The sequence below is a fragment of the Sphingomonas sp. CFBP 13728 genome, from assembly GCF_014841895.1.
Taxonomy (GTDB): Bacteria; Pseudomonadota; Alphaproteobacteria; order Sphingomonadales; family Sphingomonadaceae; genus Sphingomonas.
Window position 1 is genome coordinate 1 of the sequence record NZ_JACYUS010000005.1, and the last position, 25,708, is coordinate 25,708.

The following is a 25,708-nucleotide window of genomic DNA, read 5'->3' on the forward strand; positions in this document are numbered from 1 at the left end:
ACAAGCGCGATCACCGCGACGCGGTTGCGCGCCATCAACCGGAGTTCATCGCGCGCGATCAGGTGGGTCGCACTCACGCCGCACGGGTCCCCACGCCGACTTGGAACCGCGCGTGCAGGGCACGAATGTCGAACCGTTCGGACCCGGTGGCCGTGACATCTTCAACGATCCGGCCCTGTTCAAGGAAGGCGATACGGTCGGCGACATCGGCCGCGGATAATAGGTCGTGCGTGACCATGAGCACCGCGGTGCCGCGGTCGCGCACTTTCAGGAGCAGCGCGTTGAAGTCGGCGGTTGCGCGCGGGTCGAGACCAGAAGTCGGCTCGTCGAGCAGCAGCACCGGCACTTCGCGCAGCAGTGCCACTGCAATCGCAACCTTCTGCCGCATCCCCTTGGAGAAGCCGCCCAGCCGCTGGTCCCAAGCCCGGTCCTGCAACCCGGCAGCAGCCAGCGCGTCGGTGATCGTTCCCCGGTCCTGACGTTGATCCGCCAGTGCCAACAGGTAATCGGCATTCTCAACCGCGCTCAGATGCTCGTACAGCGCGACGTTTTCGGGGAGATAGGCAATGCGTCGGCGTGCCGCGTCAGCGTCAGCCCCTGGATCGATGCCGCAGACTGCGATCTGTCCCGCATCGGCGCGCACAAAGCCAAGCAGAGCGGACAAGGTGGTCGACTTGCCCGCTCCGTTGCCGCCCAGCAACGCCGTGATGCTGCTGGCAGGAACGGTAAGCGAAAGACCGTCGAGAACGCGATGGTTGCCGTAGGCAAGCGCCAGTTCGTGGATAGCGATAGGGTTACCGTTGTTATCGGGCATAGACCTCAATCTGTAAGCGACATGATATAGCGTATCATACGGCGTTGTTGCCGTGTTGCAACATTCCATGTTCCGAAAGGGAGCGGGTAGCGCGTGACACACAGTTCATCGCCGGAGGAGTTTGTACTCATAACGCTCGACTGCGAACCAACAGCGGGCATCATCGACGCCTCTTCGAGCGGCAGGCTAGACAACCACGATGTGACGCTTGGCGCTGCCGGTCGCGAAATTGCTGACTTGCTGCTGTCGCGCATTCACGCTTGCGACAGGGGGGTGGCCCCTCACTCGCATCTTGACGCGACGATGCTCATGCAACATATGATATTGCATGAAGCGAGACAGTAGATTGTCGGGCGTGTTGCACGTCCTCCTTCACATGGCCGAGGTGGAAGGGCCGGTGACATCTGAGACGATGGCCAAGGCGATGCAGACCAACCCGGTGGTCATTCGTCGCATTATGGCAGGCTTGCGCGATGCCGGCTTCGTTCGCTCGGAGAAGGGGCATGGCGGCGGTTGGACGATCGCCCGTGATCTTGCCTTCGTCACGTTGCGCGACGTCTACGGAGCTCTTGGCGAACCTGAGCTGTTCGCTATGGGCAACCGCACTGAAGCACCGGGCTGCCTGGTCGAACAGGCGGTCAACGGCGCGCTGAACGACGCTTTCCAAGATGCGAAAACGCTGCTGCTCGACCGCTTCAACGCGGTGACGCTCACCGAACTGAGTGCTGACTTCCACGCTCGGATGGTTGCCTGCGGCAAATCCGTCGATCTCGAAATCGTACATCGCGAATGACGCGAACGCCTCGCTCTTCGCCAGACCCAGTTTCAAGGGGAAATTCATGCCTGTTAACAATCGGATGTTCCTCGAAATGTTCTCCGATCGCGAGCGCATCGCGCACTACGCTGATGGTCCTCGGCGCTTCACACCCGGCATCGACGCGGTGCGTCGCATGACGGCGCTCTTGCTAGCCGAGCACGCGCCAGCCGACGCCCATGTGCTTGTGCTCGGTGCCGGTGGTGGGCTCGAACTAGAGGCATTGGCCCAGGCGCAAGCTGGCTGGCATTTTACGGGCGTCGACCCCGCCGGACCGATGCTTGATCTAGCGCGCGAAACAATGGGCGAGGATGCCGACCGCGCTCACCTGATCGAGGGCTATATCGATGCTGCGCCCGCTGGCCCGTTCGATGCTGCAACCTGCCTCCTCACGCTTCATTTCCTCGATCGCAATGAGCGCGTACGTACACTGAGCGAGATGAACCGCCGCATGAAGCCGGGCGCCCCGCTAGTCGTGGTACATTCGAGTTTTCCACAGGACGAACCGTTCCGCACGCGCTGGCTTGCCCGCTATGCCGCGTATGCGGTCGCGTCCGGTGCTGAACCTGCTCAGACCGAACAGGCCCGCGCTGCGGTGGGTGCCAGCTTGGCTTTGCTTACACCTGACGAAGATGAGACCTGCTTGCGCGATGCAGGCTTCAAGGACGTGGAGCTTTTCTACGCTGCGTTCACCTGGCGGGGCTGGGTATCTCGCGCCTAGTTTTAGCGCGAGGGCGACATCTTATTCTGTTCTAAAGTGCAGAGGATAAGACGCAATATACCAGCACCGGTACGCCAACCAAAACGATCAAAAGTAAAAGGTTAAGCTCCATAAGTCGGCTTAGCCAGTTTTTGGTTTCATTCCGCCTGTCTTCGGCATCTGCCTTAGAATAGCTTTCTAGGATTTCTAGATCGAATTTGTTCGAGAAAAAGCTTTGTGGCCTCATCCGCAGGAAAGGCTGAGGTGCTGGATTGGCAACTTGATGCAGACGGTCATCCTGACACAAATCATCGGATTTTGAGACTTGGTTTTCCACTACACGGTTTCCACTTATTCGAGATCATGGTCGCGCAGAACGCGTCCCAAAGGTCAGATCGAATAATGCCCGAACTCGAACGGCCGTAGCCGCGAGCTCGGGCTAAGCGCGTGCGGCGAGTTGGCCGGCGTGGTCGCGGAAACGCTTATGTGTCGCAGGAGCGTACATGTCAGTAACATCGGGGACCCATGTCCTAATGTCAACTCGTGCAAATCCATTCGCAATCCTATTGACCTTGACCGGCGACTCTCTAGCTTGAGGAAGCGGGCCGGGCCCCTCTGGCGGTCGTCTCAGGACGAACGTGATGTCGGACCGCATCGGGTTTTCTCGATGTCTAGGCCTGGCCTGTTTGCCTGCTTTCATCGGGACTGATCCGATCGTTCAATCGTTGGTTGGAGAGCGGCTTTGCCTATATTTTCTAACAAGTTGATCGAGTTGCATGCCAGGCTGGATGAGAAGATCTGCGTCGAGATGAAGCGACGCATGCCCGATACCTTGCGGCTATTTCGGCTGAAGCGGTTGCGTCTAGACGTGAAGGACCGCCTGCACGCACGCGCCATGCAGCCACAGTTCAGCTGAACCGACACGCTGAACCATCGTTGTAGGATCATCGTCCGTAAGGATTGGCTTCACCGATCAGAATGGATCGGGATGGCAAAAGGAGAGCGAAAATGGCCTATCTTCTAACCGCCGGCTTGGTGCTTGCTGCTACCGGTGCGGCCCTCGGCATGACTGTCGATCATCAGAACCAGGTGGATCACCGCAGCGGTCCGGTCGCCGTCAAATATCGCGGCGACGTGGTCATCACCCATAAGCAGGTGGGCGCGGTTGCACCTGGCGGAAGACCGTCGTCGCTACGCTGCGACTGGGCGGCGAGCATGTCAGTCGCGCGGCACGCGGTCGCGGCATCGGGTACCAGGCTGGTGCGCAGCATCGACAGCGAACCGGTGATTTCGGGCACCCGGCCCGGCTGGTGCGTTGCGAGCCATGGCGCGATCAAGAAGGAGGTCGCGACGAAGTCCGCGAACATGCAGCGGCATCTGGTAAAGCTGGCGCAGGAAGACGAGCACATGCTGCGCGTCGAGCTCGACCAGATCCACGGTCCGCAGCGCGCAGGATGATCCGGCGCGTTCGATTGGCGGGCGTGCTCGGTGCCGCAAGTTGCGGCCTGATCACGCCCGCGTTTGCAAAGGATGCCGGGTCGATAACCTTGGAGGTGATGAGCGACGAGGAACGGCGCGGGCTGAGCTGGAGTGAGGGACGTGCCGCGCTGGCAGGCGATATTCGCGTCTCGCGCGGCCGGCTCGATGCATCGGCGCGCGTGGTAACGCTTCGGAACAGCGTGCGACACGGTGGCGCCGATGCGGTCGTCGACCTTTCAGTGGGAACCGACTGGGATCTGGGCGCGGTGCGTATCCGCACCGACGCCACGGGCCACACATTCGCGGGCGCGCGAGGACGCATGGACTATGTCGAGGCCGGCGTATCGGCAAGCTATGCCTATGGTCCGCTCTACGCCACGGTCGGCGTGATCGGTGCCCCGTCGCAGCACGCGATCGGTGGTAGCAATGTGCATATCTATGCGAACGCCAATGCCGGTATTCCCGGTACGCCGCTGACTATGCTCGCCGAGATCGGCCACTCATCCGGCAGCGTCCGCGACCCCATCCGGGTCGAGCGTCTTCGTCCGGGCGGCAGTTACACCAACTGGCGATTGGGTTTCGAACATCGTCGCAACCGTCTGACGATTGGAGTCGATTATGTTGGGACTGACGTCTCCCACAAGGCCATTGCGATTAGGTTTGCCGATCGACGCAACGCCAGAGACCGAATTTTAGGGCGCGTCCAGGTTTCGTTCTGACGAATACCGCTGACAGCGGGTGCCAATTAACACTGATGTGTACACAAAATGCTTCGGCAGGACCGCCTGCACATGTTCAGAAGGCCGCCCCTCACAGGGCGGCCTTTCCATTGTCAGCCACTGATGGCTCGTTCTTTAGAGCTGGACGGCCCCGCCAGCGGGGCGCAATCATCCGGTTTGCCGTAAGCGGCGTATAACAATGAGACATTCGACCACCTCCTCTCAGTTGTTGAACGGATATAGAGGTGCTTGCCAAAGGTTCAAAAATCTTAGCGAGGTAGCGTCTTGCTCACGCTGAATGATTCATTGGCATTTGCGCAACGGTGCTCGCGTCCATGAGCACATATACCATTGTTATGTTTGTCGGCAGCGCGGGAATCGCGCTCTTCACAAAGGATTGAATTTTGGGAAAGCTGCTCGTGCTCGTTGGCAGCATCGGGCGTGTGCTAGCCCTTCATCGCATTACGGATTCTTTGGCCGGGTAGCTGATCAAGGTCCGATGATCCGGGATCGGACCAGCGGCAACAAGCGATCGATCGCCTGTCTGGCCGATGCGGTATCCTGTGCAAGCGAGCGAACGGTCAGCAGATCGCCATCGCGGATGATGATCGCCGTGGCCCCCGCACGGTCGCCTAGCGGATACCCGCTTACCCAACCCACAGCCGGCGCCACCTCCATTGCCGTGACGGTGCATCGAGGGCTGCGCGCGCGACAGATCTGTTGCAGATCGGCGATGCTTGTCGTGCCCGACCGAACCCGTTCCTCCGTTCCATCCACCTGACGCCCCATCAGAACGTCAACGACCGGTGAGCCCACACAATCCGCGCAGAACAAGGTGACCCGCTGCGGTTCCTCTTTTGCCTCGAAGCCGGAGCCCAACGCCGTGGCAGCCGCCTGACCGACGCCCGTCAGATTTCTGGTTGCAAGTCCCTGTGCAGCCGCACCGGTCGCTAAGGCGATCATGCCGGCAAAGGCGACTGTGCCAGGTCGATGACGCATATTCTTGCTTTCCCCTCGCTCGCTCACGCATGCTCGAACGCGATGAGATTAGGTCTGAAGGCCGCGTGGTACCACCCCGGAGTTTCCCCGAAACTGTGGCGAACCCCTCGTGCAGCTTGGCACCGTGAAGGAGAAACGCCTTCGACAATAACCTGCCGGCAAGATCCGCTGCGGGTCGGCAACGGTCTGGTTGGCTTCCCGAAATCGAACGACGTTTGAGATGGGGAAAGCGTTCTCGGAATCGATCGTTTGCGGAATTGTGTCCGGATAATGCATAGGATCTACACGCTCTGTGGTCTAACCCTACAAATACATCGCCGAAATCTGGAGGTCAGAGTCAGACCGGTTCATCGCCAACCCGATGCATCAGATGCTTGGACTAGACACCTAGACAGGAACGGGGGGACTGATGATTGGAAAGCCTTACATCGCAATGGTTATGCTTGCGGCATCATTCACTGGCAGCGCTCTAGAAGCGGGGGTCATGCCTGTGCCCACTTCGGTCAACGCACTCGGGGGATGTTGGGAGGGGCAGGGTACGGTGATGGGCAAAGCCGTCGCTATTGCGGTTAACGCCTATCCGATCGTCCAGGATGCGATGCTGGCTGTTGAAGCCGCAAGCATCGCGCTCGCCGATCCGCAGGACCAGTACGCGGCACACCTGATTTTTGGAGGAAGCGGCAAGCCGTCCGCAACCGAGGCTGACCCTATCGTTGGATATTGGGCGGACAGTTTTGGCGGAGCGTCCGCGGTAGCTGGACGCGGCGAAAGCAAGGCAGACGGGTTCGATATTACTTACCAATATCCGGACAAGGCCTACGTGAACCGCTGGCGCATGTTAGGCGACCGCCTCACTTGGCAGATTGCCATGCGGGACCGCAAAGCTGTTGAGAAGCCTTTCGCTAGTTATACGCTCTCCAAGACGGCCTGCCGACCGCTCGCAGGGGGCGGCTGACAGGGCGTGTAAGCCTTATACTGGTGTTTGGAAGTCTTTTGCATCGTCCAAACCGACATACCGCTCCCGACCATTCTTAATAACGATCGATTCCGAGAACGCCGATGCCGTCTCGACTGCCTTTCCTTTTAGGAACATCGGGCCAGGCGCTAGCGCTCCTTGCGGCGTTCAAGATCACCCAGTCGTGGACAACTTCATTAAGACTAGGCCGCTGACAATGAGCCCGGCGGCTAGAAGGCGCATCGCGGTCATAGCCTCGCCAAAGACCATGATGCCGACCACGAACGCGCCGATCGCGCCGATGCCGGTCCAAATTGTGTAAGCTGTTCCGAGCGGCAGAACCCGCATCGCTGACGCAAGAAGGCCAAAGCTGACCAACATGCCCACCCCAGTAATGATGCTTGGCCAGAGCCGTGTGAACCCATTAGAGTGCTTCATGGCCGAAGCCCAGACAATCTCGAACAAACCAGCAAACACGAGTGCAATCCACGCCACAGCAGTCTCCATCGGAGCTGCCGGGCCGTCCCGGACTTCTACCCCCGTATTGGGGTGGGAACGTTGTCGCCGCATATCTAAATAATTGTGCCCTAACGATATTTCAACGGCAGCTACCAGGCACGATGGAGAGTAGCGCACCATTAGTTTCGTTAATCGGCAGGAACGGGGCCGCGCGCGTTCAGCGCAGAGCGGTATCGATGCTTATCCGGAACAACGGTGTAACGGTCGCTTTATACCGTCGTTACCGGGGAGAGCTTCATGATCCGCCGTCGCATTGCCGTACTGCTAGCCAGCGCATTCCTGCTGGCACCCGTTGCCCCTGTCATCGCCCAGAACACGGTCCGCTCAATCTCGGCGACCGACAAGGCGCAGGGCACTCAGGCTCATCCGCAACTGCTCGCGCAGTTCGGCGGTGTGTATAAGGGGCCGCAGGCCACATTCGTCGAACGCGTCGGCAAGCGCGTGGCGGTCCAGTCCGGCCTGTCGAATGCGGGCAGCGACTTCACCGTCACCCTGCTGGACTCCCCGGTCGAGAACGCCTTCGCCATCCCGGGTGGGTACATCTACGTCACCCGTCAGCTGCTTGCACTGATGACCTCGGAAGCGGAACTCGCTTCCGTGATGGGCCATGAGGTAGGCCATGTCGCCGCCCGCCACGCCGCCTCGCGCAATACACGTGCGACGATCGGTGGCCTACTCGCTCGTGGCGTCAGCCTGGCGACGAGAAGCGATCTCGCGACCCGCATCGCTGGCACGGGCGCGCAGCTGTACACGCTGAAATACGGACGTGATCAGGAATATCAGGCTGATGCGCTTGGCGTCCGCTACATTACCGCTGCGGGCTACTCGCCCTACGCCTCGGCCGACATCCTGGCGGCCCTCGATGAATCGACCGGGCTGACGGCGCAGGCCAGCGGCACCGCACGGTCTGCGCCGACATGGGCATCGACGCATCCAAATGGCGCCGATCGTGTGCAGCGCGCAGAGGCACTGGCGAAGGCCACCGGCAAGCCGGAGCTTGCAACCACCCAGGATACGGCGTTCCTCCGCATGCTCGATGGCCTGCCTTATGCCGACGGCAAGGAGGGTCGCAAGGTCATCCGGATCGTCACTGTTGGCGCAAGGGACACGATCGATACGTTGAGCCAGCGCATGGCAGTAGCCGACAGCAAGCGCGAACGCTTTATTGTCATCAATGGCCTTCCGGCTGACGAGCCACTGAAGCCTGGGACGCTCGTCAAGCTGGTCGTCGCTGCATAGAACCGCTACCGTAGGAAGCCGACCGGCCCTGTTGCGGCGATGTCGCTGGCAAATTCTGGCTGCAACCCTAACGTCCGTCGATGCTCATTCTCTACGCCCTGATGCTCGCCGCGATGCTCCAGCAGACCGCCGCGGAGACCGACCCTGCTGATGTCTCCGAGATCGATGTCATTAGCTGCCGTCTGGACGTTCCCAGTTACATGCGCTTCGCCATGGCGATCGATGGCGAGGAACAGCTCGCGCGGACGCGGGGATGGAAGAAGATCGCCTCGCCCAATTCGTTCATGGCCGAATATGACCTGCCGAAGCCGATTACCGTTGCGGGGTCATACAGCACGCGCCGGATCGCCTTTACCGGCGACGCCATCCTCGCGGTCCTCGACGTCGCGGACCCCGCCATCGTGGCGCGCGCCGAGAAGATCGACAACAGCATGTCGGCCCAGCCGATGATCGACGCGATGGTGGCCTCGGGAAGGGTGACCCGCGCCCAGGCGGAAGCCGAGTTCCCCTTTCGCAAGTTCCTGGGCGAGCGGATCATGACCGACGTCACCGAACCCGCCGGCAAGGACGGCTATGGCAGCCGCATGGTAGTCGCCCGAACGATCTCCAACGTCACCACGCACCCCGGCAAGACACTCTACGGCTGCGCATATCGGTTCGATATGCTGGACAAGGATGGGACATCGCTGTGAGACGGAACTGGCACCGCGCGACCGTCGTCTCGCTGGCACTGGTCGCGCCGCTGCCAGCGTATGCGCAACCCTCCGGCATGGACAGCTTCATCGGTACGCTGGCGATCGAGCGAGGCGAGGTCATCCTCACGCGGTGCGATCTGGCGGCGTCGCGCTACCTGCTGCGCGATGTGCCGGGAGCTCAAGCGGTCACCCGCTATCGCAAGGATCGCCGGCGCGCGTCTGCCGACGTGATGGGCAGCTATAGCAAGGAGGGTGATCGTAACATCCTGACCGTTGCCGAGTTTCTCGACTATCAACCGGGCAAGTCGTGTCACCTGAGCGACACACTGGATGCGCTCGCTCCTGCCGATGCCCCCTCGGCGCAGGGCACGCCTGCCGACGAGCGTGCGGGCGACCACGCTACACCTGCCGCGCTCGTTGGCCATTATTACCTCATGGGTGTGATGGAGACCGGATCCGAGCTGTTGCTGCGGCCAGACGGCCAGTTCGACTGGGCGTTGAGTTACGGTGCGCTGGACCAGGAGGCGCAGGGCATGTGGCACGTCGAGCGCGACGAGGTCGTGCTCGTGGCGTCCGCACCAAGCGCGCAGAAGCCGCTCTTCTCCTATTTGTCCACCGCGCCGTGGGATGAGGAGACCGAAGACGAACGTCGGCGGTACCAGCGCAGTAAGATCGAGGCCACGATCCGCGCCAGCTGCCCGATCTTCCCCGAACCATTTGTCTCCGCGACGCCTTTGATGACCGCCGACAATGCCCCCGCGCCGTCCGCGACGATCCTTCAACAGCGCGCCGCCACGGCATTGCGCGCTGCGAACGCTGCCAGGAGGAATGCGGAGCTCCTGGCTGAACGACTGATGTCAGATGGTCCGCCGACCCCCGCAAAGCCAGCTGCCCCGCAGGTCCGGCAGGCATTGTCCGATTGGCAGGATGCGCGCGCGCTGGCGCTCCAGGCCACACGTGCGGCGGGCTTGCCGGAACCCACGCTAGCCGATCCGACACTGCCCGCCGCGTGCACCATGTCGCCAGCCGACGCGGCCGAAAGCGGTACCGCGCGACCCTCCCCCGGCGTGGCGATCAAGATTTTCGATCCCGCGTCGGACCTGCCCGCGCGCAACCTCCCCGTCACGATGCACTTTGCGAATGGCACTAAGGAGAAGCTGGTCACCGGCAGGAGCGGCTTCGCGTTCGCCCCGCGCGGCGCAACGACGAAGGCCGTCAGCGTTACCGTTCACACCGAGGCGCCGATCGCGGGTGACATGACGATCACCTTCGCACCGCTGCAACACGGGATCGTCCGGATCGGCTTCGATCGGCAGCAACTGATGGCGCGCCCGTTTGACACGTTGCACCTGCGCATCGCGGGTACCGCGCTGGTTATCGAGGGCGCCAAGGGACGGTACGAGCGCCAGCCGTAGAGCAAGATGGGGATGAGTTGACCCGCGCCCAGCTCCGTCCGTGCTGAGCCAGTCGAAGACAGCGGACAACGCTTTTAACGCCTCGCAATGTTGCAAAACGGCAGGATCTCCACTCCATGTTCAACCCGAATGACCGACGATTTGAACGGGATTGTGCCGTCTACTCGGATCGGGCTATTGGGGGCGGTACGTAGAACGGACCCAGATATACGCTAAGCGCCGACCGGTCTGCGCAGGCGGCGCAAAACACCCGTTTGTCGTGCATCCAGGATGGCGACAGGGTTTTCCGCCGTAATCTACGCCTTCTGGGACAAGGGCGTCGTCCCGGCACGGTCTGCCGAACGACAGCTACTGCCAGATCCGGCCGCTCGTGGGCGATGTCCCGTCCTACTATGGCGCAAATCTGGTAGAGTGCGGTCAGACAGGTTTCAGGAAGGAGATGGCGATCGCGGGCGGTCCCAAAAAGGATGGCGTTTTGAGAATGCCGATGCGTACCTACCGCCGCTGCAACCCGATCACGTCCAACAGCGCATCCGCGGCTTTCGTGCGATAGCGTTCCTTATGCCGCAGCCCGAAGAAGGGGCGAGGAGCGAATGTGATCGGTGCGACGTGCAACAGACCTGCCTTGATGGCCGGGTCGACCACTAGCGCCGACAGGACAGCAACGTCCGCCCCAGCCTCCACGGCCGTTCGGTCGCTTTCATTAGACGGCATCGTCAGCGCCACGTCGAGGGCAGCCGGATCGACTCCCAAGCTGCGCAACTCGCTATTCAACGTCGATCGCGTGCCTGATCCAGGCTCCCGTTGCCCCCAGCGTGCTCGTCGCAGCCATGTCACGTCGATGTCGGCGTCGCCGAAAGGCTGTGCTCCGACGAGCAACAGCCGGTCTTCGCCGATCGGCCAATGTGCCAACGCCGGGTTGTCGATCTCGCCCTCGACAATACCCAGATCGGCCTTGCCGTCATAGACGCGTGCCGCGGCCTGCCCGGTGTTGCCGATCGACAGTTCGATACTAATCGCCGGATAGCGCTCATGGAAAGCCGCAAGGATGGGCGGCAACCAGTAGGCGGCGATGGTCTGGCCGGCGACGAGGCGCAGCGTGCCCCGCTTCAGCCCGCCAAGCTCCTCCAGCACCGTCTCGGCCGCGTCGGCCCGCGCAAGAACTCCGCGAGCCTCGGTCAGGAACAGCCGTCCGGCCTCTGTCAGAGCGATGCCGCGCCCGACGCGGTGGAAGAGCTTGGTTGCGTGTCGCTCCTCAAGCGAGGCGATGGCTGCGGAAGCCTCTGACTGCGTGACGTTTAAGGCCGCGCCGCGACGGTCATATGCTTGCGCTCGGCCACGCCGACGAAGATGCGCAGTTGCTCCAGTGTCACACCGCACCTGATATAGAAACCGATCACGATTGACGATCGGAATGACAACAAGGCTAAGTTGGAGCGATCGGTAGGCAGGGTTTAGATCGTGCGACGGAAGGAACACCGCCGTGGCCAGTTTTGCCTATCCCGATCGTATATTCCCTACCGTCCAGACTAGCAGATTGCCCGCGCTGCTGCCCGGCGTCGGCCTCTGCCTCGCCGTCACCGGCTCGGCCTACGCGCTGGAGGCGGGCGAGCGCGCACTGGCCGGCAAGGCGTGGCTGGAGGCGCTGGTGCTCGCCATCCTGATCGGCACCGCCGTGCGCAGCCTGTGGACCCCGGATGAAAGGTGGCACGAAGGCATCGCATTCAGCGCCAAATACTTACTGGAGGTGGCGGTCGTCCTGCTCGGTGCTTCGGTCAGTGCCGCGACCATCTTGGCGGCCGGGCTGCCGCTCCTCGCCGGTATCGCCGGCGTGGTCGTGAGCGCAATCCTGCTCAGCTTTGGGATCGGCCGATTGCTCGGCTTGCCGACGCGGATGGCGCTGCTGGTGGCTTGCGGCAATTCAATCTGCGGCAACTCCGCCATCGCGGCCGTGGCACCGGTAATCGGCGCCGACAGCGACGACGTAGCTGCCTCGATCGCGTTCACGGCGGTACTGGGTGTGGTGGTAGTGCTTGGCCTGCCACTGCTCGGGATTGCGCTCGGCATGGGCGGGCTCGCCTTCGGGGCGCTCGCCGGGCTCACTGTCTATGCCGTGCCGCAGGTGATCGCAGCCGCCTCGCCGTTGGGCGCCACCGCCGTGCAGATGGGTACGCTCGTCAAGCTGGTGCGCGTGCTGATGCTCGGGCCGGTGTGCCTTGTTCTGTCGCTGGTGGCGCCTCGTCTCGCGCCGCAGTCGGTTCCCGAAGGCGAGTTCGTCGCCGGTGCGCCTACGGCCAAGCGGATGGACCTCGCCCACCTCGTGCCCTGGTTCATCATCGGCTTCCTCGCACTGGTCGCCTGCCGCTCGCTGGGTCTGGTGCCGACCGTCGCCATCGCGCCGATCGGCCGGAGCGCCACGCTGCTGACCGTCGTTTCCATGGCGGCGCTCGGGCTCGGCGTGGACGTCCGCACCGTCGCCAAGGCCGGGGGCCGCGTGACCATGGCCGTCGTGTTGTCGTTGCTCGGCTTGGCCGCGATCAGCCTGACGCTGCTGGCCGCGCTGCACATCGCATGATCGGGCAAGATAGTGAGGATGAGGCCGAGGCCAAACCGATTGTCAGGCGTTACAATAGCATGAGCGAGCTGATGATAGAGCGGAACCCCGAGCCCTACAACGCCGAGCCGGTGCCCGGCGCCTTGATCGAGCGGTTCTTGACGCCACAGAACCTGTTCTATGTTCGCAGCCATGGGCCCGTGCCGGACCTGCCGGCCGATCACCGGATTGAGGTGGGCGGGATCAGTGTGGGCGAGTGCTCCATCTCGATTGCGGAGTTGAAGGCGCGCTTTCCGGTCCGGACTGTCACGGCTGTGCTTCAGTGCGCCGGCAACCGCCGGACCGATCTCCAACAGGTGGGCAAGACTTCAGGCGATCCGTGGGACATAGGCGCGATCGGCAATGCCGAGTGGACGGGCGTGCGGCTCGCAGACCTGTTGGATGCAGTTGGAGCATCGGACGCGTCCAACCTGTTCGTCTGCTTCACCGGCGCTGACGAGGTGGATGTGGAAGGCGAGGTGGCACCGTTCGGCGTCTCGATCGCTATGACCAAGGCGCGGGCGCCCGACGTGCTGCTCGCCTGGGCGATGAACGGCGAACCGCTGGCATCCGAGCACGGTGCGCCGTTGCGTCTGGTCGTGCCAGGCTATGCTGGCGTGCGTAGCGCCAAGTGGCTGACCCGGATCGAGGTCAAGGACACGCCCTCCGAGGCGCCGATCCAGGCGCACGATTACAAGCTTTTTCCGGCCGACGTGACCAGCGAGACGGCGGACTGGACGCAAGGGCTGACGATCAACGCCATGCCGCTCAACGCCGCGATCTGCTCGCCTGGTTCGGGCGAGAGTCTGCCCGCGGGCAAGGTCCGGATCGAGGGCTATGCCGTCGCCTATGAGCGCGACGTGTCGCGGGTAGAGGTGTCGCTGAACGGCGGTCGAGACTGGCGGCAGGCCGATTTCTCCGACGATCCGGACGGGCAGTGGAGCTGGCAGCGCTGGTCGCTCGATGCGGAACTGCCCAAGGGGCGCCAGCACCTTGTGGTGCGCGCGTTCGACGATGCGGGCCAGGGTCAGCCCGAACTACCCGATACGATGTGGAACTTCGCCGGATACCTCTGCACGGCCTGGCACCACGTCCACGTGCTGGTCGAGTGAATCCGCCGCCTTTGTCGGTCGATCTCGCCTTCTGGGTCGACGCGATCGGCAGGATGATCGTGGCGACGGCGGCCGGCATGACGCTCGGCTGGGAACGGTCACGCGAGAACCGACAGATCATGGGTCTGCGGACGCTGGGGCTGGTCGGGCTCGCGAGTTGCATCGCCGTCCAGGCGATCGTCCACAGCGGCTTGCCGAACGTGAACGCCGATGCAGCAGGTCGAGTGATGCAGGGCATCCTATCCGGCGTCGGCTTCATCGGCGCGGGCGCGGTCCTGCGCGTTGGCAGCGGGCAGGAGGTGCACGGGCTAGCAACGGCGGCGTGCATCTGGGTGTCAGCGACGCTCGGAGCGGCAGCGGGATTGGCGGTGTGGCCACTACTTGTGGGCGGTCTGCTGCTGGCGATGCTAGTGTTGTTCGTCGGCGCACCGCTCGAACGCCGTATCCGCGAACGCGCTCGGCAGACCCCGGCCGAAGCGGACCGGCGGGACGCCGAGCAGAAACCCTGAATAATCCTTGGCGCGAAACGGTGTACCAGTAGTTTTGCAGACGGAGGACTTCATGAGCGATATCGACAAGAAGAAGCCCACCACGCAAGAATCGGCCGAGATTCTGGAGCTGGAGGAGTCGGTCCGCGCCAAAGACAAGGCGAAGGTTGACAACGTCAAGGAAGATGATCGCTCCTGAGCCGGTTGGCGCCGCTAAGCCGGGCTGAAGGAGCGAACGAGAGCGAGGCCGCCGAACAGCGCGAGCACGCCCAGCCCAACCGATCCGACAACATAAAGGGCGGCTTGCCCGACTTCGGCTCTCTCCTAAAGCAAGGCCGCTTCCAGCGAGAAGGTCGAGAAGGTCGTGACGCCGCCCAGCCCGCCGGTGGTGAGGAACAATCGCCATCCCCGGCTCGATCCGCTCCGCAACAGGAACCAGCCGTCCAGCAGACCCATAAGGAATGAGCCGAGCACGTTGATGATGGGCGTTCCGATCGGCAGGTCGGGGCCGAACAGGCGCAGGCTGAGGCCGTTCAGCCCATACCGCAGCATGCCGTCGGAACCAGTCCCGGCGAACATAATCAGGTATGGCCCCATGCCTCAGCCAGCCAGCTCGGCCGTATCCGCATCTTCCTGGCGCAAGCCCGCCGGGCTGACCGTCCAATGCTCCAGGTGCTTGTAGACGATGACCTTGTTCGCAAGCAGGTCGCCGTGCGCCCGGCAGAAGCCTTCGAGCTGCTCGCGCTGGCCGATCAGTTCGACACACATGGTGAGGTGCGGATCGGCGATCTCGGCGCCGTTCTCACGCACCGGGCCGTGGTTGCTGTAGCCGTAGTGGGTATGGTGGGCGACAGCGTTCATGATTCCGTCCGCCTTGGCCTGCGCGACGAGCGTTCGGTCGAGCGGCTTGGCAGCCCAGCGTGAGCGCGTGCCCGGCTTTACCGCCTTGTCGGCTGGCTTCATGTAGATGCGGACCAGCCGATCTCGGTCTGCGACACGTGGTGGGCGTCGGACATGGATAAGCCTTCCGTGGGGTGAGGAGCGAACAGGTCTGAAAGGTCGGGCACGGGACGGAGCGCGCGCGCATCGCGCAGCGTCAGGTCCGGCGGCAGGGTGCTGCCCGCCCGCTTCGGCACCGCCACCCGTTGCGACAGGTAGATGCCGTTATGCCCGGAGCAGGCGTAAGCGACGAAACAGGCGACCGCGACCGGCACTGCGGTCTCGGCGCCGAACAGCTCGACGCCCATGATCGTGCAGGCCAGCGGCGTATTGGCCGCGCCCGCGAAAACCGCCACGAAACCGAGCGCGGCAAAGAGGTCGACGGGGACACCGATCGGGCCGGCGAGCGCATGACCCAGCGCCGCGCCGATGAAGAACAGCGGCGTGACCTCGCCGCCCTTGGGCGGCGGCTCTTCGCCTGCTCCGCCGGCCACAGCAATCGGATGGCTGCGAGCAACAGCATCGGTCCGTCAGTTATCCTGCCGTTTCGGGCCTGTCATCCGGCAACCATACAGTTTCATTTCTACATCGGATTGACGTTGCCGCACCGCGGCGACATATAGTGGCCGAAGGCGATGGATTTCCGCCTGGCTATGTTGGCCGAACCGCCCTCGCAAGGGCCGATGATTCCTACCGGGCGCCGCAAGGCAGCAAGGAGGAATTGTGCGCGCGACGTTTCGCAATCTCTATAACGCATTAAACTTGGCCGCTTTTTTTCGCGATCGCCATGACCATGCCCTGTCGGTGTTGCGCTGGACGCTGGTCCTCGTGCCGATGGCGGCGCTGGTGGGAACACTCTGCGCGGCTTTCCTTTGGAGCCTCGACGCCGCGACACAGGCGCGGTTCGACTATCCCTGGCTGCTTTACCTCCTGCCCTTAGGCGGAGCGGCGGTCGCGTTGCTCTATCACCTCCCGGCCGTTCGGTCGAAGCGGGCAATAATCTCATCGTCGAGCAGATACACGAGCCCGGAGGCGGCGTTCCGCTGCGCATGGCACCGTTGGTCTTCATCGGCACGATCGCCACTCATCTCTTCGGCGGTGCGAGCGAGCCGATCGGCGTCAGCTTGGGGCCGAGGTCGCAGCCGATGACGTTGGCATAGATCATCGCTTCCTTCACCGCGCCAGTGGCATGGGCCGCGTCAATCGACAGCGCGCCCACCAGCACTGTCGGCATGTTGTTCATCACCGACGACAGGACGGCCGCGATCACGCCTGTTCCGAACGCCGCGCCCCACACGCCGCCTTGGGCGGTGCGATCGAGAAGCGCCGCCAGATGGTCGGTCAGGCCGGCGTTCCGCAGCCCGTAGACGACTAGGTACATGCCGAGAGAGAAGATCACGACCTGCCACGGCGCGCCGCGCAGCACCTTGCCGGTCTGGATCACGTTGCCCCGCCCCGCGATCACCAGCAGGAGGATTGCACCGGCAGCGGCGACGGCGCTGACCGGCACGCCAAGGGGTTCGAGCAGGAAGAAGCCGGCCAGCAGCAGCGCGAGGATGATCCACCCGGCGCGGAAGGTCGCAACGTCGCGGATCGCTTCTCGGGGCGCGCGCAGCGCCCCCACGTCATAGTCTTCTGGGAGGTCGCGCCGGAAGAACAGCAGCAGCACGCCCAGCGTGGCGGCGATCGATACCAGGTCGACCGGCACCATCACGGACGTGTATGTGCCGAACCCGATCTTGAAGAAGTCGGCTGACACGATGTTGACGAGGTTCGAGACCACCAGCGGCAGGCTGGCCGTGTCGGCGATGAACCCGGCCGCCATGACGAACGCCAGCGTCGCCTTGTCCTTGAACCCCAGCGCGCGCAGCATGGCGATGACGATCGGCGTGAGGATCAGCGCCGCACCATCATTGGCGAACAACGCCGACACCGCCGCGCCGAGCAGCACGATTAGGACGAAGAGCCGGCGCCCATGTCCCCTGCCCCAGCGCGCAACGTGCAGCGCCGCCCATTCGAAGGATCCAGCTTCATCGAGCAACAGGCTTATGACAATGATCGAGACGAATGCAGCCGTCGCGTTCCAGACGATGCCCCAAACGACCGGTACGTCGGACAGCGTGACGACCCCCGCGAGCAGCGCCAAGACGGCCCCGCCTATCGCGCTCCACCCGATTCCGAGCCCCTTGGGCTGCCAGATGACGAGCACGATCGTGACGACGAAGATCAGGACGGCAAGAAGCATCAGGCGATGCGCTGGCCCGAGGCGTCCACCACCTGTTGTCCGTCGTCCTTCGCGAACGCGCCGCGCTGATCGCCCGGCAGCAGATCAAGCACGGCTTCGGACGGCCGGCAGAGCTTCACGCCGAGCGGTGAGACGACTATCGGCCGGTTGATGAGGATCGGGTGCGTCATCATCGCATCCACCAGCGCGTCGTCGGACAGCGACGTGTCGCCCAGGCCGAGCTCCGCATAGGGCGTACCCTTTTCGCGCAGCAGCTCGCGGGGCGTTATGCCGGCGCGGTCGATCAGCTCGACCAGCAGCGCGCGCGAGGGCGGAGTTTTCAGATATTCGACCACGTGCGGTTCGATGCCGGCATTGCGGATCAGGCCGAGCGTGTTGCGCGACGTGCCGCACACGGGGTTGTGATAGATCACGATATCGACGGCCACGGGCGTCCTTTCAGCAGCAGGGGGTGAGTTCGGCGATCAGCGGGGCGCACAGCTCCGCGTTGCCGGCGCAGCAATCCTTGACGAGGAAGAGCGTTAGCGCGCGCAGGCCGTCGAGATCGGCACGATAGATGATCGAGCGGCTATGACGTTCGGATCGCACCAGCCCGCCACGGGCGAGGATGCCGAGGTGTGCGGACATTGTGTTTTGCGGTACGTCGAGCTGACGGGCGATTTTGCCCGCAGCCAAGCCATGCGGTTCGTGCCGCACCAACAGGCGGAACACGTCGAGGCGTGTTCCTTGTGCGAGCGCGCCGAGCGCTGGAATTGCCGTGTTGTTTTCCATATATCCAGAATAGCAGCTATATGGTTCCGGTACAGACGTTTATAGCACCAAGTAGGCAGGCAGTCGGCACCCTACGCTCTTTTCCGAAGTCCCCAACGAGTGGGGCGGGACCCCGCGGGCACGGCTCTATCGGCCCGCTGGGCGTGCCGACCGAGCCATCGTGCCGGCGTCTCGGCCCTGCCGGGTGACGATTATCGCGTAAGGTGTGCCACGTGGCGCACCTGCGAACGCGCAGGCGCGAGCAGTGTTTCGATTGGCGTCGACGCCCTCCCCCAGAGGCCACACCGCACAGCACTTCGCGCGCAGAACCGCGTGTCGTGAGTTGATGGGCTTAGCCTGATCCCCCCGATACGTCGGGCGCAGCCTTCGGATCGGGGTCTTGCGCCTTGCCCTTCGCGGCGCCCGGCTGCTTTGCGCTCATGGCGGTCAGATAAGCGACGATCGCCGGCACGTCGGCTGCGGCGACGGGGGCTTTGTAGACCTCGCGCATCTTGGTGACCTCCGCGGTCCACTGGTCGGCGGAGAGTGGCGGCTGGTTCAGCGCCATGCTCGCCGAATGACACGAGGTGCAGTTCGCATTGATGACGTCGGCATGCGGGCCGGCGGGATATTGCCCTTCGTCGGTTGGGAGATCGACCGAAGTGGACGCCAGCGAGAAGCCGCGCGCCGAGACGCTTGGCGGCGGTGGTGCGGTCGGGGCGGCAGGCGGCGGGGCGACGCGGCTGTTCGGGGCACCAATCGCGAGCAGAAGAACGACGGTCGCGCCGACGAACCCGAACGACAGCGTGCCGATGGAAGGCGTTTTCATGGGGGAGCGCTCCTCAGCCGACGACGATGTTGGTGGTTTCGATGTTGCCGCGCATGAACCCGCCCGGGTTCCAGATCGGCGTCATCGGCTGCGCGATGCCGGCGGTGTTCCAGCAGCGCGACATCAGCCTGGTCGGGCCCGCATGCGTGAGCGGCACCTGCGCGTCCCAGCGGCGGAAACTGTATTTGCCGTGATCGGGGCCGAGCGTCGTCTTGTACCAGGTCTTGCCGTTGTCGGTCGACACATCGACCTTGGCGACGCCGCAATCGCCCCCCATCGCAATGCCGCCCAGCGGGATCGACCGGTCGAACGCGATCGCCTGCCCTTCGTCGAGGCTCGTGACCCAACTGCGCGGGATCATCTTGTTGATCGGAACGGCCGGGAAATCCTTCTGGCCCGGCCGCACGTTCGCGCCTGGAGTGTCAGGGATTTTGTACGCCTTGGCCATCCAGTAACCGTCGTCGGGCGCGGCGAGCACCTCGATGTCGTTCAGCATCTTGACCCAATAGGTCGAATACCAGCCGGGTACGATCAGCCGGACCGGGAAGCCGTTGAGGAGCGGCATCTGTTCGCCGTTCATCCCGAAGGCGAGCATCACTTCGCCGTCGCGTGCGTGGTCGATCGACAGCGACTTGGCGAAATCCGGTCCACCCGCGACCACCGGCTGGTCGAGCGCACCGAACCGCACTGCAACCGCGCCCGGCTTCACGCCGGCGATGTCGAGCACGTCGCGCAGGCGCACGCCGAGCCATTTGGCGTTGCCCATGGCCCCGTGACGCCACTGCGCACCGGCAACGGGCGGCTGGAACAGCGCACGCGAATTGCCCGAGCATTGGTTGATCGCCGCCAGCTCGACGCGTGGCAACTTCAGCAGTTGCGCGAGCGAGATTGACAGCGGCCGCGTGACCGCGCCGTGCACCTTGATCCGGAACGCCTCGACATCGATCGCGGTGGGGATGTCAGCCCAGTGCCAGCGGACGAAGAACTGGTCGTTTGGCGTGAAGACGTCGCCATTGAACACGCTCATCGGCGTTTCCAGCAAAGGCGGGTGGATACGCTGGAGGATCATGTTGCCCTTGCCAGGGAACGCACTGGTCATCGGTCGTTCCGACGGACCGCCAGGCAGGTGCAGATCGACAATGCTCTGCGCCAGCGCGGGTGCGGCGATCAACGCGCCGCTGCCGATCGCAGCCTCTGCGAGAAAGCGACGGCGGTTCGTCGCCTGCGCCAGTTTCATATCCAGGCTGTCCACCAGCATTCTCCCTTCGATGTCATGCTCTTATGCGCGATCCGTCCGACGGTCTGCCCGGTACGGGTCGATCGGATGCGCCGGTTCGATCCGGCAGGACGATCAGTTCGGCCCATCAATTGGCTTGGGCGATGCAGGGCGACACGAACAGGTTTCCGCGCCAGCCGCCTGTGACCGTCTTGGCGCCGACCAGCAGCCACATCGCTGCGAGCGCGATGGTAAGGACGGTGCCGACGATCCCGAAAAAGCCGAGCTGGAGCGTCGTGCCGAGCTTGAAGGTGGCGACCGTGTAGACGCCGAGCGGGAAGGTGTAGCCCCACCACCCGAGGTTGAACGGAATGCCCGCGCGCCAGTAGCGGATCGTGATCAGCGTCGCGAGCGCCAGCCACCACAGGCCGAAGCCCCAGAGCAGCAGCCCGGCGATCGTGCCGATCCCCTGCGCTACCGCGCCGATCTGGCCGAGGCCGTTGGCGGCGAGGATCGCGGGCGCGTCGCTGCCGAGCACCAGCATCCCGAGCGCACCGGTGCCGATCGGGCCTAGTGCGAGCCAACTCGATGCGGCCATGCTCTCGTGCGGCAGCTTGTGCAGCGCCATCCGCAGGATGAGGATCGCGAGGATGCCGAACGCGACCGGCACCGAATACGCCCAGAGGACAAAGGAGGTCGCCAGCACCACGAACTGGTGGTGCGCGTCCGCCAGATGCGGTGCGAGCAGGCCTCCGCTCGCGCCTGCGACCTCGGCCGCGACCACTGGCAGGAGCCACACCGCGGTCATGCCGTCGAGCGAATGTTCGTGCCGGGTAAACATGAGGTAGGGGATCGCTACACCGCAGGCGAGCGACATCGCGACGTCGATCCACCACAATGTCTCGGCGATCGGGATAACGCCGGCGCCGAACCGCGGCAGGCCGAACGCCAGGAACCCGTTGATGATCGTCGCGAGGCCCATCGGGATCGTGCCGATGAACATCGACACGGTATTGTGCCCGAAGATCCGACGCGCCTCGTGCCCGAACATCGTCCAGCGCGCGGTGTAGAGCCCGGCGAACAGCGTGAAGAGCGCGATGTTGAAATACCACAACGCCTCGCCGACCGGGTGCAGCGATGCGCCGACGCCCGGCACCTGCGGCAAGGCCAGCGCGAGGATGCCCGTGCCCATCGTAGCGGCGAACCAGTTGGGGGTGAACTGGCGGATCATCTCGCGCGGAGAATCAAGCCGGCTGAGCGGCTTCAGACCATCGAGAACGGGTTTCAGATCGGCAGTCACTTGCCAGTCTCCTTGATGAGATCGGTCAGCGCGTCGGCCGCCCGGGTACGATAGCGCTCCTTGTGCCGCAGCGCGTAGAATGGACGCCGCGGCAGACCGAGCGGCAGATCGTGCAACGTGCCGGCCGCGATTGCAGGTGCGACGACATGCTGCGACAGCACCGCGACGCCCGCGCCGGCCTCGACCGCGCTGCGGACCGCCTCGTTCGATGGCAGGGTCAGCGCTATGGTAAGGTCCGACGGATCGACGCCGCGCTGGCGCAACACCTCCTCGAACGACGAGCGCGTGCCCGATCCCTGCTCGCGGACGATCCAGCGCGCGGTCCGGATCCAGTCCTCGTCGATCGTGTCGGCAGCGCGGTCACTCACCAGCACCATGCGGTCGTTAGCGACCGTCCAATGCGCGAGCGCGGGCTCGTCGATCACACCCTCGACGAAGCCGAGCTCGACCGCACCGTCGAGCACGCGCGCCGCGGCCCCCTCGGTGTTGTCGATCGCCAGTTCGATTGAGATCGCGGGGTAGCGCGCATGGAACGCGGCCAGCTGGCGGGGCAGCCAATAGCCCGCGATCGTCTGGCTTGCGACTAGCCGCAGAGTGCCGCGCTCCAGTCCTGCATATTCGGCCAGTGCAAGTTCCGCGCTGGCGGCACGGCCAAGCACTGCGCGTGCGTCGACCAGAAACATACGGCCCGCTTCGGACAGTTCGATCCCACGGCCGACCCGGTGGAACAGCGGCACGCCGTGCCGCGCTTCTAGCGCGGCGATGGCAGCGCTTGCGGCTGACTGCGTCACATTGAGCGCTTCGGCCGCGCGCGTCATGTGCTCGCGCTCAGCGACACCGACGAAAATCCTGAGTTGTTCCAGGGTCATGCCCGATCTCCTTGCCCCAATGATAGGGAAAGGAGATCAATCGCACCAACCAAAGATTACGGTCATTCCAATCATATATACCGATTGGTCATTTCAGAATGTCGATAACCGCCTCACGTTCATCGACCAGTTCGGCAATCGTGCGATCAAGCATCGTTCGCTGGAATGGATCGAGGATCAGTCCTTCGATACGCGCATACCCACCGCTTTTGCAGTGCACCGGCACGCCGCACACCAGCCCTTGCGGGATACCGTAGGAGCCATCTGACACCACGCCCATCGACACCCAATTGTCGCCTGCGCCGTGCACCCAATCGCGCAGATGGTCGATCGCCGCATTTGCTGCCGACGCGGCCGAGGACGCACCCCGTGCTTCGATGATCGCGGTTCCGCGCTGCGCAACGGTGGGGATCAGGGTCTCGCGGTACCAGGCCTCGTTTCCGATACGGTCGGCAAGCTTTTGGCCATCGAGTTCGGCATTCCCCCAGTCGGCAAACATCGTCGGCGAATGGTTTCCCCAGACGACGAGCTTTGTAATCGCATCGACACCGACACCCGCCTTGGCCGCAAGCTGTCCCTGCGCGCGGTTGTGATCGAGGCGGATCATCGACGTGATGTTTTCGGCAGGGAAACCCGGTGCGCTTTGCGCAATGATCCAGGCATTTGTGTTGGCGGGATTACCGACGACCAGGATCTTGGCGTCGCGTTTGGCCACTGCGTCCAGCGCTGCGCCCTGCGTCTTGAAGATCGCTGCGTTGGCAGCGAGCAAATCACGGCGCTCCATGCCCTTCGAGCGGGGACGAGACCCGACCAGCATGGCCGCATCGATGTCCTTGAAAGCCACCATCGGATCATCAGTAATGATCACATCTGCCAGCAGCGGGAACGCGCAATCCTCCAGTTCCATGACCACGCCGCGTACTGCGTCCAGCGCCTGCGGCACGTCGAGCAGTTGAAGGATAACGGGCTGGTCCGGTCCGAACACGTCACCCTGCGCGACCCGGAAGAGCAGCGAATAGCAAATTTGTCCTGCGGCACCGCTGATCGCGATCCTGACGGGGGGCTTGGTCATTTTGGAAAGGGCTTTCGTTGGGAGATTACAGACGGTGTGAGACCGATCAACGCGCCGCCAGGGCAAGCGCCGCATCGCGCCCGGATGGCACCAGATTGGCGAGACCTTTTCCTGATCTTACGGCACCAGGAACGTAGATCAGGCTCTGCGCATCCGTACTGATCGGGATCGTCGACACGGTGGTGTACGTCAGCGTGTCGATCCCAGCGACCTTGTTGGTTCCGGCCAGGCTGGCATAGATCCTCGTACCATCGCCCGACGGCCAAACCGCACTCGGAGCCGCTTGTAGCGGGACGGTTGCCACAGCCTCCAGGCTGTCGGTTCTATAGACCTTGATTGCAGGTTGATCGCCGCCAACGCTGACATAGGCAAAGGAATCGTCTGCGCGCTGGGCGAAGTTGACCGCGCCCGTTGCTGGACCAGTGTTTATCACTTCGCGTACCGCAAACGGCGGTTTGGCAGCAAAGACCGTGGTCGTGCCGCTCTCGCGGCGTGTTGCCCAGATCTGTTTGCCATCTGGCGAGACCGCGATTGCTCCCGCACCTGCACCGTTGCTGGCAACGTGTCCGACGACGCGCCGATGCTCGACGTCGACAACCAGGATGGACGGCCTTTCAGTAAGCGATACAAAGGCATAGCGTCCGTTTGGCGACAGGATGGTCGCGCCCGCTCCGCCACTTGCTGGTACGCGGGTGATCTCCCGCGCTGTCTTAGGATCCACGACCGCGATGGCATGTTCATCGCCGAGCGAAACCCAGAGTTCGTGCCCATTGGGCGTAAACGCGACGGCGGTAGGCGACGTCTGGAACACGGTCCGGCCTCGTTCCGTGTTCGTGGCCAGATCTACGAGCGTCACACTGTGCTGCGCTAATGCCGATACCGCCAGGGTCCGCCCGTCACGCGTTGCAGCCAGGTGCTGGACTTTGGGGCTGGAAAAGCTGGGCTCAGCTATCGCGCTTTTGGCGAGGTCGATCCGTCCCAGTTCGTTGCCCGCTGCAGGATCGATGACAACGATCTTCGTCGATGTAGGGTCAGACACATAGATCCGGTCATGATGGCTGAGGTCGATATCAGCCTTCGACCACGGTGCCTGAACCGCCTTGATATCGTAGGGAAAGTCGTCCGCCGCAGGTGCAGCCCAATAGGCCTGAGCGATCGCCGGGACTGGCGCTACGGAGGCCAACATCGCGGCAACCAGAACGATCGCAGCTTTCATCGTTTGATCCTTATCACGGACCCGGCGGGTGATCGTGCCGGTCCGATGCCGCTAGATCGACCGATATGTCCCTCGCGTCCAACGCATGGTCGCGATGATTTCAATACGAAAACGCGATTATAGATCGCCGACCGTTCCTGTTAAATGATTGGAATGACCGTGGTTATGCGTTGGACCGACCGCCCCGCCGCAATCATCTATCCTGTCACGCTCGGCATTCATCGAGACGCGCGGAGACTTCCTCATGGCAACACAGCCGATCTACGATCTCGCTACCGAGACACTCGTTGCTCCTAAGCCTGTGCGTCGACATCTCGCAATCGTGCCGGATGCAGGCAATTATGACGAGCTGGAAAGAACGGCTCCAGGCATCGCATCGCGCGGCGTCCATCCTGCCACGTTGGGCTTGCTCGTCGGCGTGTATGCAGCAATGTTGCTGACTTTCTGGACCTTCTTCGCACGTGATGCAGCTACGGCGCTCGTCCTGACGGTCGTGTCGGTCTTCATGATCCTGTATTTCGGTCTGATTGCTGGCGGCATCGTACTCAGCGATACTCCCGCCCCCGGCGAACCCCTCCGTTCGTTCTCGGAGTTCATCAAGGGCCCGGTCGATATCTTGACGGGCACGATCACAGGGCGCGAAGCGGCTATACAGATGCTCTTTCTCCCGGCCTGCATGGCCGTGCTAGCAACGATTATCGGCATCATCGCTCGCGTGTCGTAAACAGGAA

At 63.3% G+C, this 25,708-nt stretch carries 29 protein-coding genes, 2 pseudogenes and 1 riboswitch; of the genes and pseudogenes, 14 read left to right on the forward strand and 17 right to left on the reverse strand.

What is annotated here, in order from left to right:
- Nucleotides 1–73: 73 nt before the first annotated feature.
- Nucleotides 74–814 carry an ABC transporter ATP-binding protein gene (locus tag IFT67_RS17020; protein WP_192239373.1) on the reverse strand — a complete coding sequence of 247 codons (741 nt, stop codon included), beginning with the start codon at nt 812–814 and terminating at the stop codon, nt 74–76.
- A gap of 328 nt (nt 815–1,142) precedes the next feature.
- Here IFT67_RS17020 and IFT67_RS17025 point away from each other — a divergent pair, with 328 nt between their 5' ends.
- Nucleotides 1,143–1,607: an Rrf2 family transcriptional regulator gene (locus IFT67_RS17025; protein ID WP_192239374.1), complete on the forward strand. Its 465-nt coding sequence runs from the start codon at nt 1,143–1,145 to the stop codon at nt 1,605–1,607.
- Nucleotides 1,537–2,349 (forward strand): class I SAM-dependent methyltransferase, encoded by an 813-nt coding sequence (locus tag IFT67_RS17030; RefSeq protein ID WP_342450643.1) that lies wholly within the window; start codon nt 1,537–1,539, stop codon nt 2,347–2,349. The genes IFT67_RS17025 and IFT67_RS17030 overlap by 71 nt, the downstream gene beginning before the upstream one ends.
- Before the next feature lie 31 nt (nt 2,350–2,380).
- Here IFT67_RS17030 and IFT67_RS17035 read toward each other — a convergent pair whose 3' ends face one another.
- Complete coding sequence (locus tag IFT67_RS17035) at nt 2,381–2,665, reverse strand: hypothetical protein (RefSeq protein ID WP_192239375.1); 285 nt, start codon at nt 2,663–2,665, stop codon at nt 2,381–2,383.
- 426 nt (nt 2,666–3,091) lie between these two features.
- Between IFT67_RS17035 and IFT67_RS17040 the strand changes: the two genes are divergently transcribed.
- The 3 genes from IFT67_RS17040 to IFT67_RS17050 all read left to right on the forward strand — a co-directional run bounded on the left by IFT67_RS17040 (nt 3,092) and on the right by IFT67_RS17050 (nt 4,526).
- Complete coding sequence (locus IFT67_RS17040; RefSeq protein WP_244647478.1) at nt 3,092–3,244, forward strand: DUF465 domain-containing protein; 153 nt, start codon at nt 3,092–3,094, stop codon at nt 3,242–3,244.
- Between the two features lie 92 nt (nt 3,245–3,336).
- On the forward strand, nt 3,337–3,786 hold the full coding sequence (locus IFT67_RS17045; RefSeq protein WP_192239377.1) for a hypothetical protein: 450 nt from the start codon (nt 3,337–3,339) through the stop codon (nt 3,784–3,786).
- Nucleotides 3,783–4,526, forward strand: a complete 744-nt coding sequence (locus IFT67_RS17050) for a TorF family putative porin (RefSeq protein ID WP_192239378.1) — start codon at nt 3,783–3,785, stop codon at nt 4,524–4,526. The genes IFT67_RS17045 and IFT67_RS17050 overlap by 4 nt, the downstream gene beginning before the upstream one ends.
- 489 nt (nt 4,527–5,015) lie before the next feature.
- On the opposite strand, the gene IFT67_RS17055 is transcribed toward IFT67_RS17050, so the two are convergent.
- Nucleotides 5,016–5,525: a hypothetical protein gene (locus tag IFT67_RS17055; protein ID WP_192239379.1), complete on the reverse strand. Its 510-nt coding sequence runs from the start codon at nt 5,523–5,525 to the stop codon at nt 5,016–5,018.
- 544 nt (nt 5,526–6,069) lie between these two features.
- Between IFT67_RS17055 and IFT67_RS17060 the strand changes: the two genes are divergently transcribed.
- A complete protein-coding gene (locus tag IFT67_RS17060; protein ID WP_244647479.1) occupies nt 6,070–6,480 on the forward strand; it encodes a hypothetical protein in 411 nt (136 codons plus the stop codon).
- Between the two features lie 174 nt (nt 6,481–6,654).
- On the opposite strand, the gene IFT67_RS17065 is transcribed toward IFT67_RS17060, so the two are convergent.
- The gene (locus IFT67_RS17065) at nt 6,655–6,975 is read right to left on the reverse strand and encodes an SMR family transporter (RefSeq protein ID WP_192239381.1); all 321 of its coding nucleotides are present in this window, start codon (nt 6,973–6,975) and stop codon (nt 6,655–6,657) included.
- Nucleotides 6,976–7,236: 261 nt separating this feature from the next.
- Between IFT67_RS17065 and IFT67_RS17070 the strand changes: the two genes are divergently transcribed.
- From IFT67_RS17070 to IFT67_RS17080, 3 genes are all read left to right on the forward strand, one after another.
- On the forward strand, nt 7,237–8,238 hold the full coding sequence (locus tag IFT67_RS17070; RefSeq protein WP_192239382.1) for a M48 family metalloprotease: 1,002 nt from the start codon (nt 7,237–7,239) through the stop codon (nt 8,236–8,238).
- Nucleotides 8,239–8,339: 101 nt separating this feature from the next.
- Complete coding sequence (locus tag IFT67_RS17075; protein WP_192239383.1) at nt 8,340–8,930, forward strand: hypothetical protein; 591 nt, start codon at nt 8,340–8,342, stop codon at nt 8,928–8,930.
- Nucleotides 8,927–10,348 (forward strand): hypothetical protein, encoded by a 1,422-nt coding sequence (locus IFT67_RS17080; protein WP_192239483.1) that lies wholly within the window; start codon nt 8,927–8,929, stop codon nt 10,346–10,348. The genes IFT67_RS17075 and IFT67_RS17080 overlap by 4 nt, the downstream gene beginning before the upstream one ends.
- Nucleotides 10,349–10,843: 495 nt before the next feature.
- Here IFT67_RS17080 and IFT67_RS17085 read toward each other — a convergent pair.
- Nucleotides 10,844–11,721, reverse strand: a pseudogene (locus IFT67_RS17085) (LysR substrate-binding domain-containing protein).
- A gap of 110 nt (nt 11,722–11,831) precedes the next feature.
- Here IFT67_RS17085 and IFT67_RS17090 point away from each other — a divergent pair.
- The 4 genes from IFT67_RS17090 to IFT67_RS20890 are packed head-to-tail and all read left to right on the forward strand — an operon-like array spanning nt 11,832 to nt 14,740.
- Entirely contained in the window at nt 11,832–12,923 is a 1,092-nt protein-coding gene (locus IFT67_RS17090; RefSeq protein WP_183128845.1) for a YeiH family protein, read from the forward strand.
- Between the two features lie 59 nt (nt 12,924–12,982).
- Nucleotides 12,983–14,053, forward strand: coding sequence for a sulfite oxidase (locus IFT67_RS17095; RefSeq protein WP_037535043.1), 1,071 nt, complete (start codon nt 12,983–12,985; stop codon nt 14,051–14,053).
- Nucleotides 14,050–14,562 (forward strand): MgtC/SapB family protein, encoded by a 513-nt coding sequence (locus tag IFT67_RS17100; RefSeq protein ID WP_107963382.1) that lies wholly within the window; start codon nt 14,050–14,052, stop codon nt 14,560–14,562. Before IFT67_RS17095 ends, IFT67_RS17100 begins: the two co-directional genes overlap by 4 nt.
- Before the next feature lie 52 nt (nt 14,563–14,614).
- Nucleotides 14,615–14,740, forward strand: coding sequence for a hypothetical protein (locus IFT67_RS20890; protein ID WP_260171586.1), 126 nt, complete (start codon nt 14,615–14,617; stop codon nt 14,738–14,740).
- A gap of 125 nt (nt 14,741–14,865) precedes the next feature.
- Here IFT67_RS20890 and IFT67_RS17105 read toward each other — a convergent pair whose 3' ends face one another.
- The 12 genes and pseudogenes from IFT67_RS17105 to IFT67_RS17160 all read right to left on the reverse strand — a co-directional run bounded on the left by IFT67_RS17105 (nt 14,866) and on the right by IFT67_RS17160 (nt 24,977).
- Entirely contained in the window at nt 14,866–15,120 is a 255-nt protein-coding gene (locus IFT67_RS17105) for a CrcB family protein (protein ID WP_244647480.1), read from the reverse strand.
- A 21-nt stretch (nt 15,121–15,141) separates the two neighbouring features.
- On the reverse strand, nt 15,142–15,504 hold the full coding sequence (locus IFT67_RS17110; protein ID WP_192239384.1) for a DUF190 domain-containing protein: 363 nt from the start codon (nt 15,502–15,504) through the stop codon (nt 15,142–15,144).
- Nucleotides 15,505–15,608: 104 nt separating this feature from the next.
- Nucleotides 15,609–15,941: pseudogene (locus tag IFT67_RS17115) on the reverse strand (chloride channel protein); the annotation flags it as partial.
- Between the two features lie 161 nt (nt 15,942–16,102).
- Nucleotides 16,103–16,180: riboswitch (Fluoride riboswitch) on the forward strand.
- A gap of 384 nt (nt 16,181–16,564) precedes the next feature.
- A complete protein-coding gene (gene arsB / locus IFT67_RS17120; RefSeq protein WP_446740825.1) occupies nt 16,565–17,725 on the reverse strand; it encodes an arsenic transporter in 1,161 nt (386 codons plus the stop codon).
- Nucleotides 17,725–18,153, reverse strand: a complete 429-nt coding sequence (gene arsC / locus IFT67_RS17125; RefSeq protein WP_133192423.1) for an arsenate reductase (glutaredoxin) — start codon at nt 18,151–18,153, stop codon at nt 17,725–17,727. The genes arsB and arsC overlap by 1 nt, the downstream gene beginning before the upstream one ends.
- 10 nt (nt 18,154–18,163) lie before the next feature.
- Nucleotides 18,164–18,496 carry an ArsR/SmtB family transcription factor gene (locus IFT67_RS17130; protein ID WP_192239385.1) on the reverse strand — a complete coding sequence of 111 codons (333 nt, stop codon included), beginning with the start codon at nt 18,494–18,496 and terminating at the stop codon, nt 18,164–18,166.
- 331 nt (nt 18,497–18,827) lie between these two features.
- Nucleotides 18,828–19,304 carry a hypothetical protein gene (locus IFT67_RS17135; protein WP_037535047.1) on the reverse strand — a complete coding sequence of 159 codons (477 nt, stop codon included), beginning with the start codon at nt 19,302–19,304 and terminating at the stop codon, nt 18,828–18,830.
- A 13-nt stretch (nt 19,305–19,317) separates the two neighbouring features.
- Nucleotides 19,318–20,562 (reverse strand): molybdopterin-dependent oxidoreductase, encoded by a 1,245-nt coding sequence (locus IFT67_RS17140; RefSeq protein ID WP_197983136.1) that lies wholly within the window; start codon nt 20,560–20,562, stop codon nt 19,318–19,320.
- A 106-nt stretch (nt 20,563–20,668) separates the two neighbouring features.
- Nucleotides 20,669–21,820, reverse strand: a complete 1,152-nt coding sequence (locus tag IFT67_RS17145) for a TDT family transporter (RefSeq protein ID WP_056056383.1) — start codon at nt 21,818–21,820, stop codon at nt 20,669–20,671.
- Nucleotides 21,817–22,689: a LysR family transcriptional regulator gene (locus IFT67_RS17150; RefSeq protein WP_192239386.1), complete on the reverse strand. Its 873-nt coding sequence runs from the start codon at nt 22,687–22,689 to the stop codon at nt 21,817–21,819. The genes IFT67_RS17145 and IFT67_RS17150 overlap by 4 nt, the downstream gene beginning before the upstream one ends.
- Nucleotides 22,690–22,777: 88 nt before the next feature.
- Nucleotides 22,778–23,836 (reverse strand): malate dehydrogenase, encoded by a 1,059-nt coding sequence (locus IFT67_RS17155; RefSeq protein ID WP_244647481.1) that lies wholly within the window; start codon nt 23,834–23,836, stop codon nt 22,778–22,780.
- On the reverse strand, nt 23,808–24,977 hold the full coding sequence (locus IFT67_RS17160; RefSeq protein WP_051583499.1) for a YncE family protein: 1,170 nt from the start codon (nt 24,975–24,977) through the stop codon (nt 23,808–23,810). Before IFT67_RS17160 ends, IFT67_RS17155 begins: the two co-directional genes overlap by 29 nt.
- A 244-nt stretch (nt 24,978–25,221) precedes the next feature.
- Here IFT67_RS17160 and IFT67_RS17165 point away from each other — a divergent pair, with 244 nt between their 5' ends.
- On the forward strand, nt 25,222–25,701 hold the full coding sequence (locus IFT67_RS17165; protein ID WP_043150680.1) for a hypothetical protein: 480 nt from the start codon (nt 25,222–25,224) through the stop codon (nt 25,699–25,701).
- Nucleotides 25,702–25,708 lie beyond the last annotated feature (7 nt).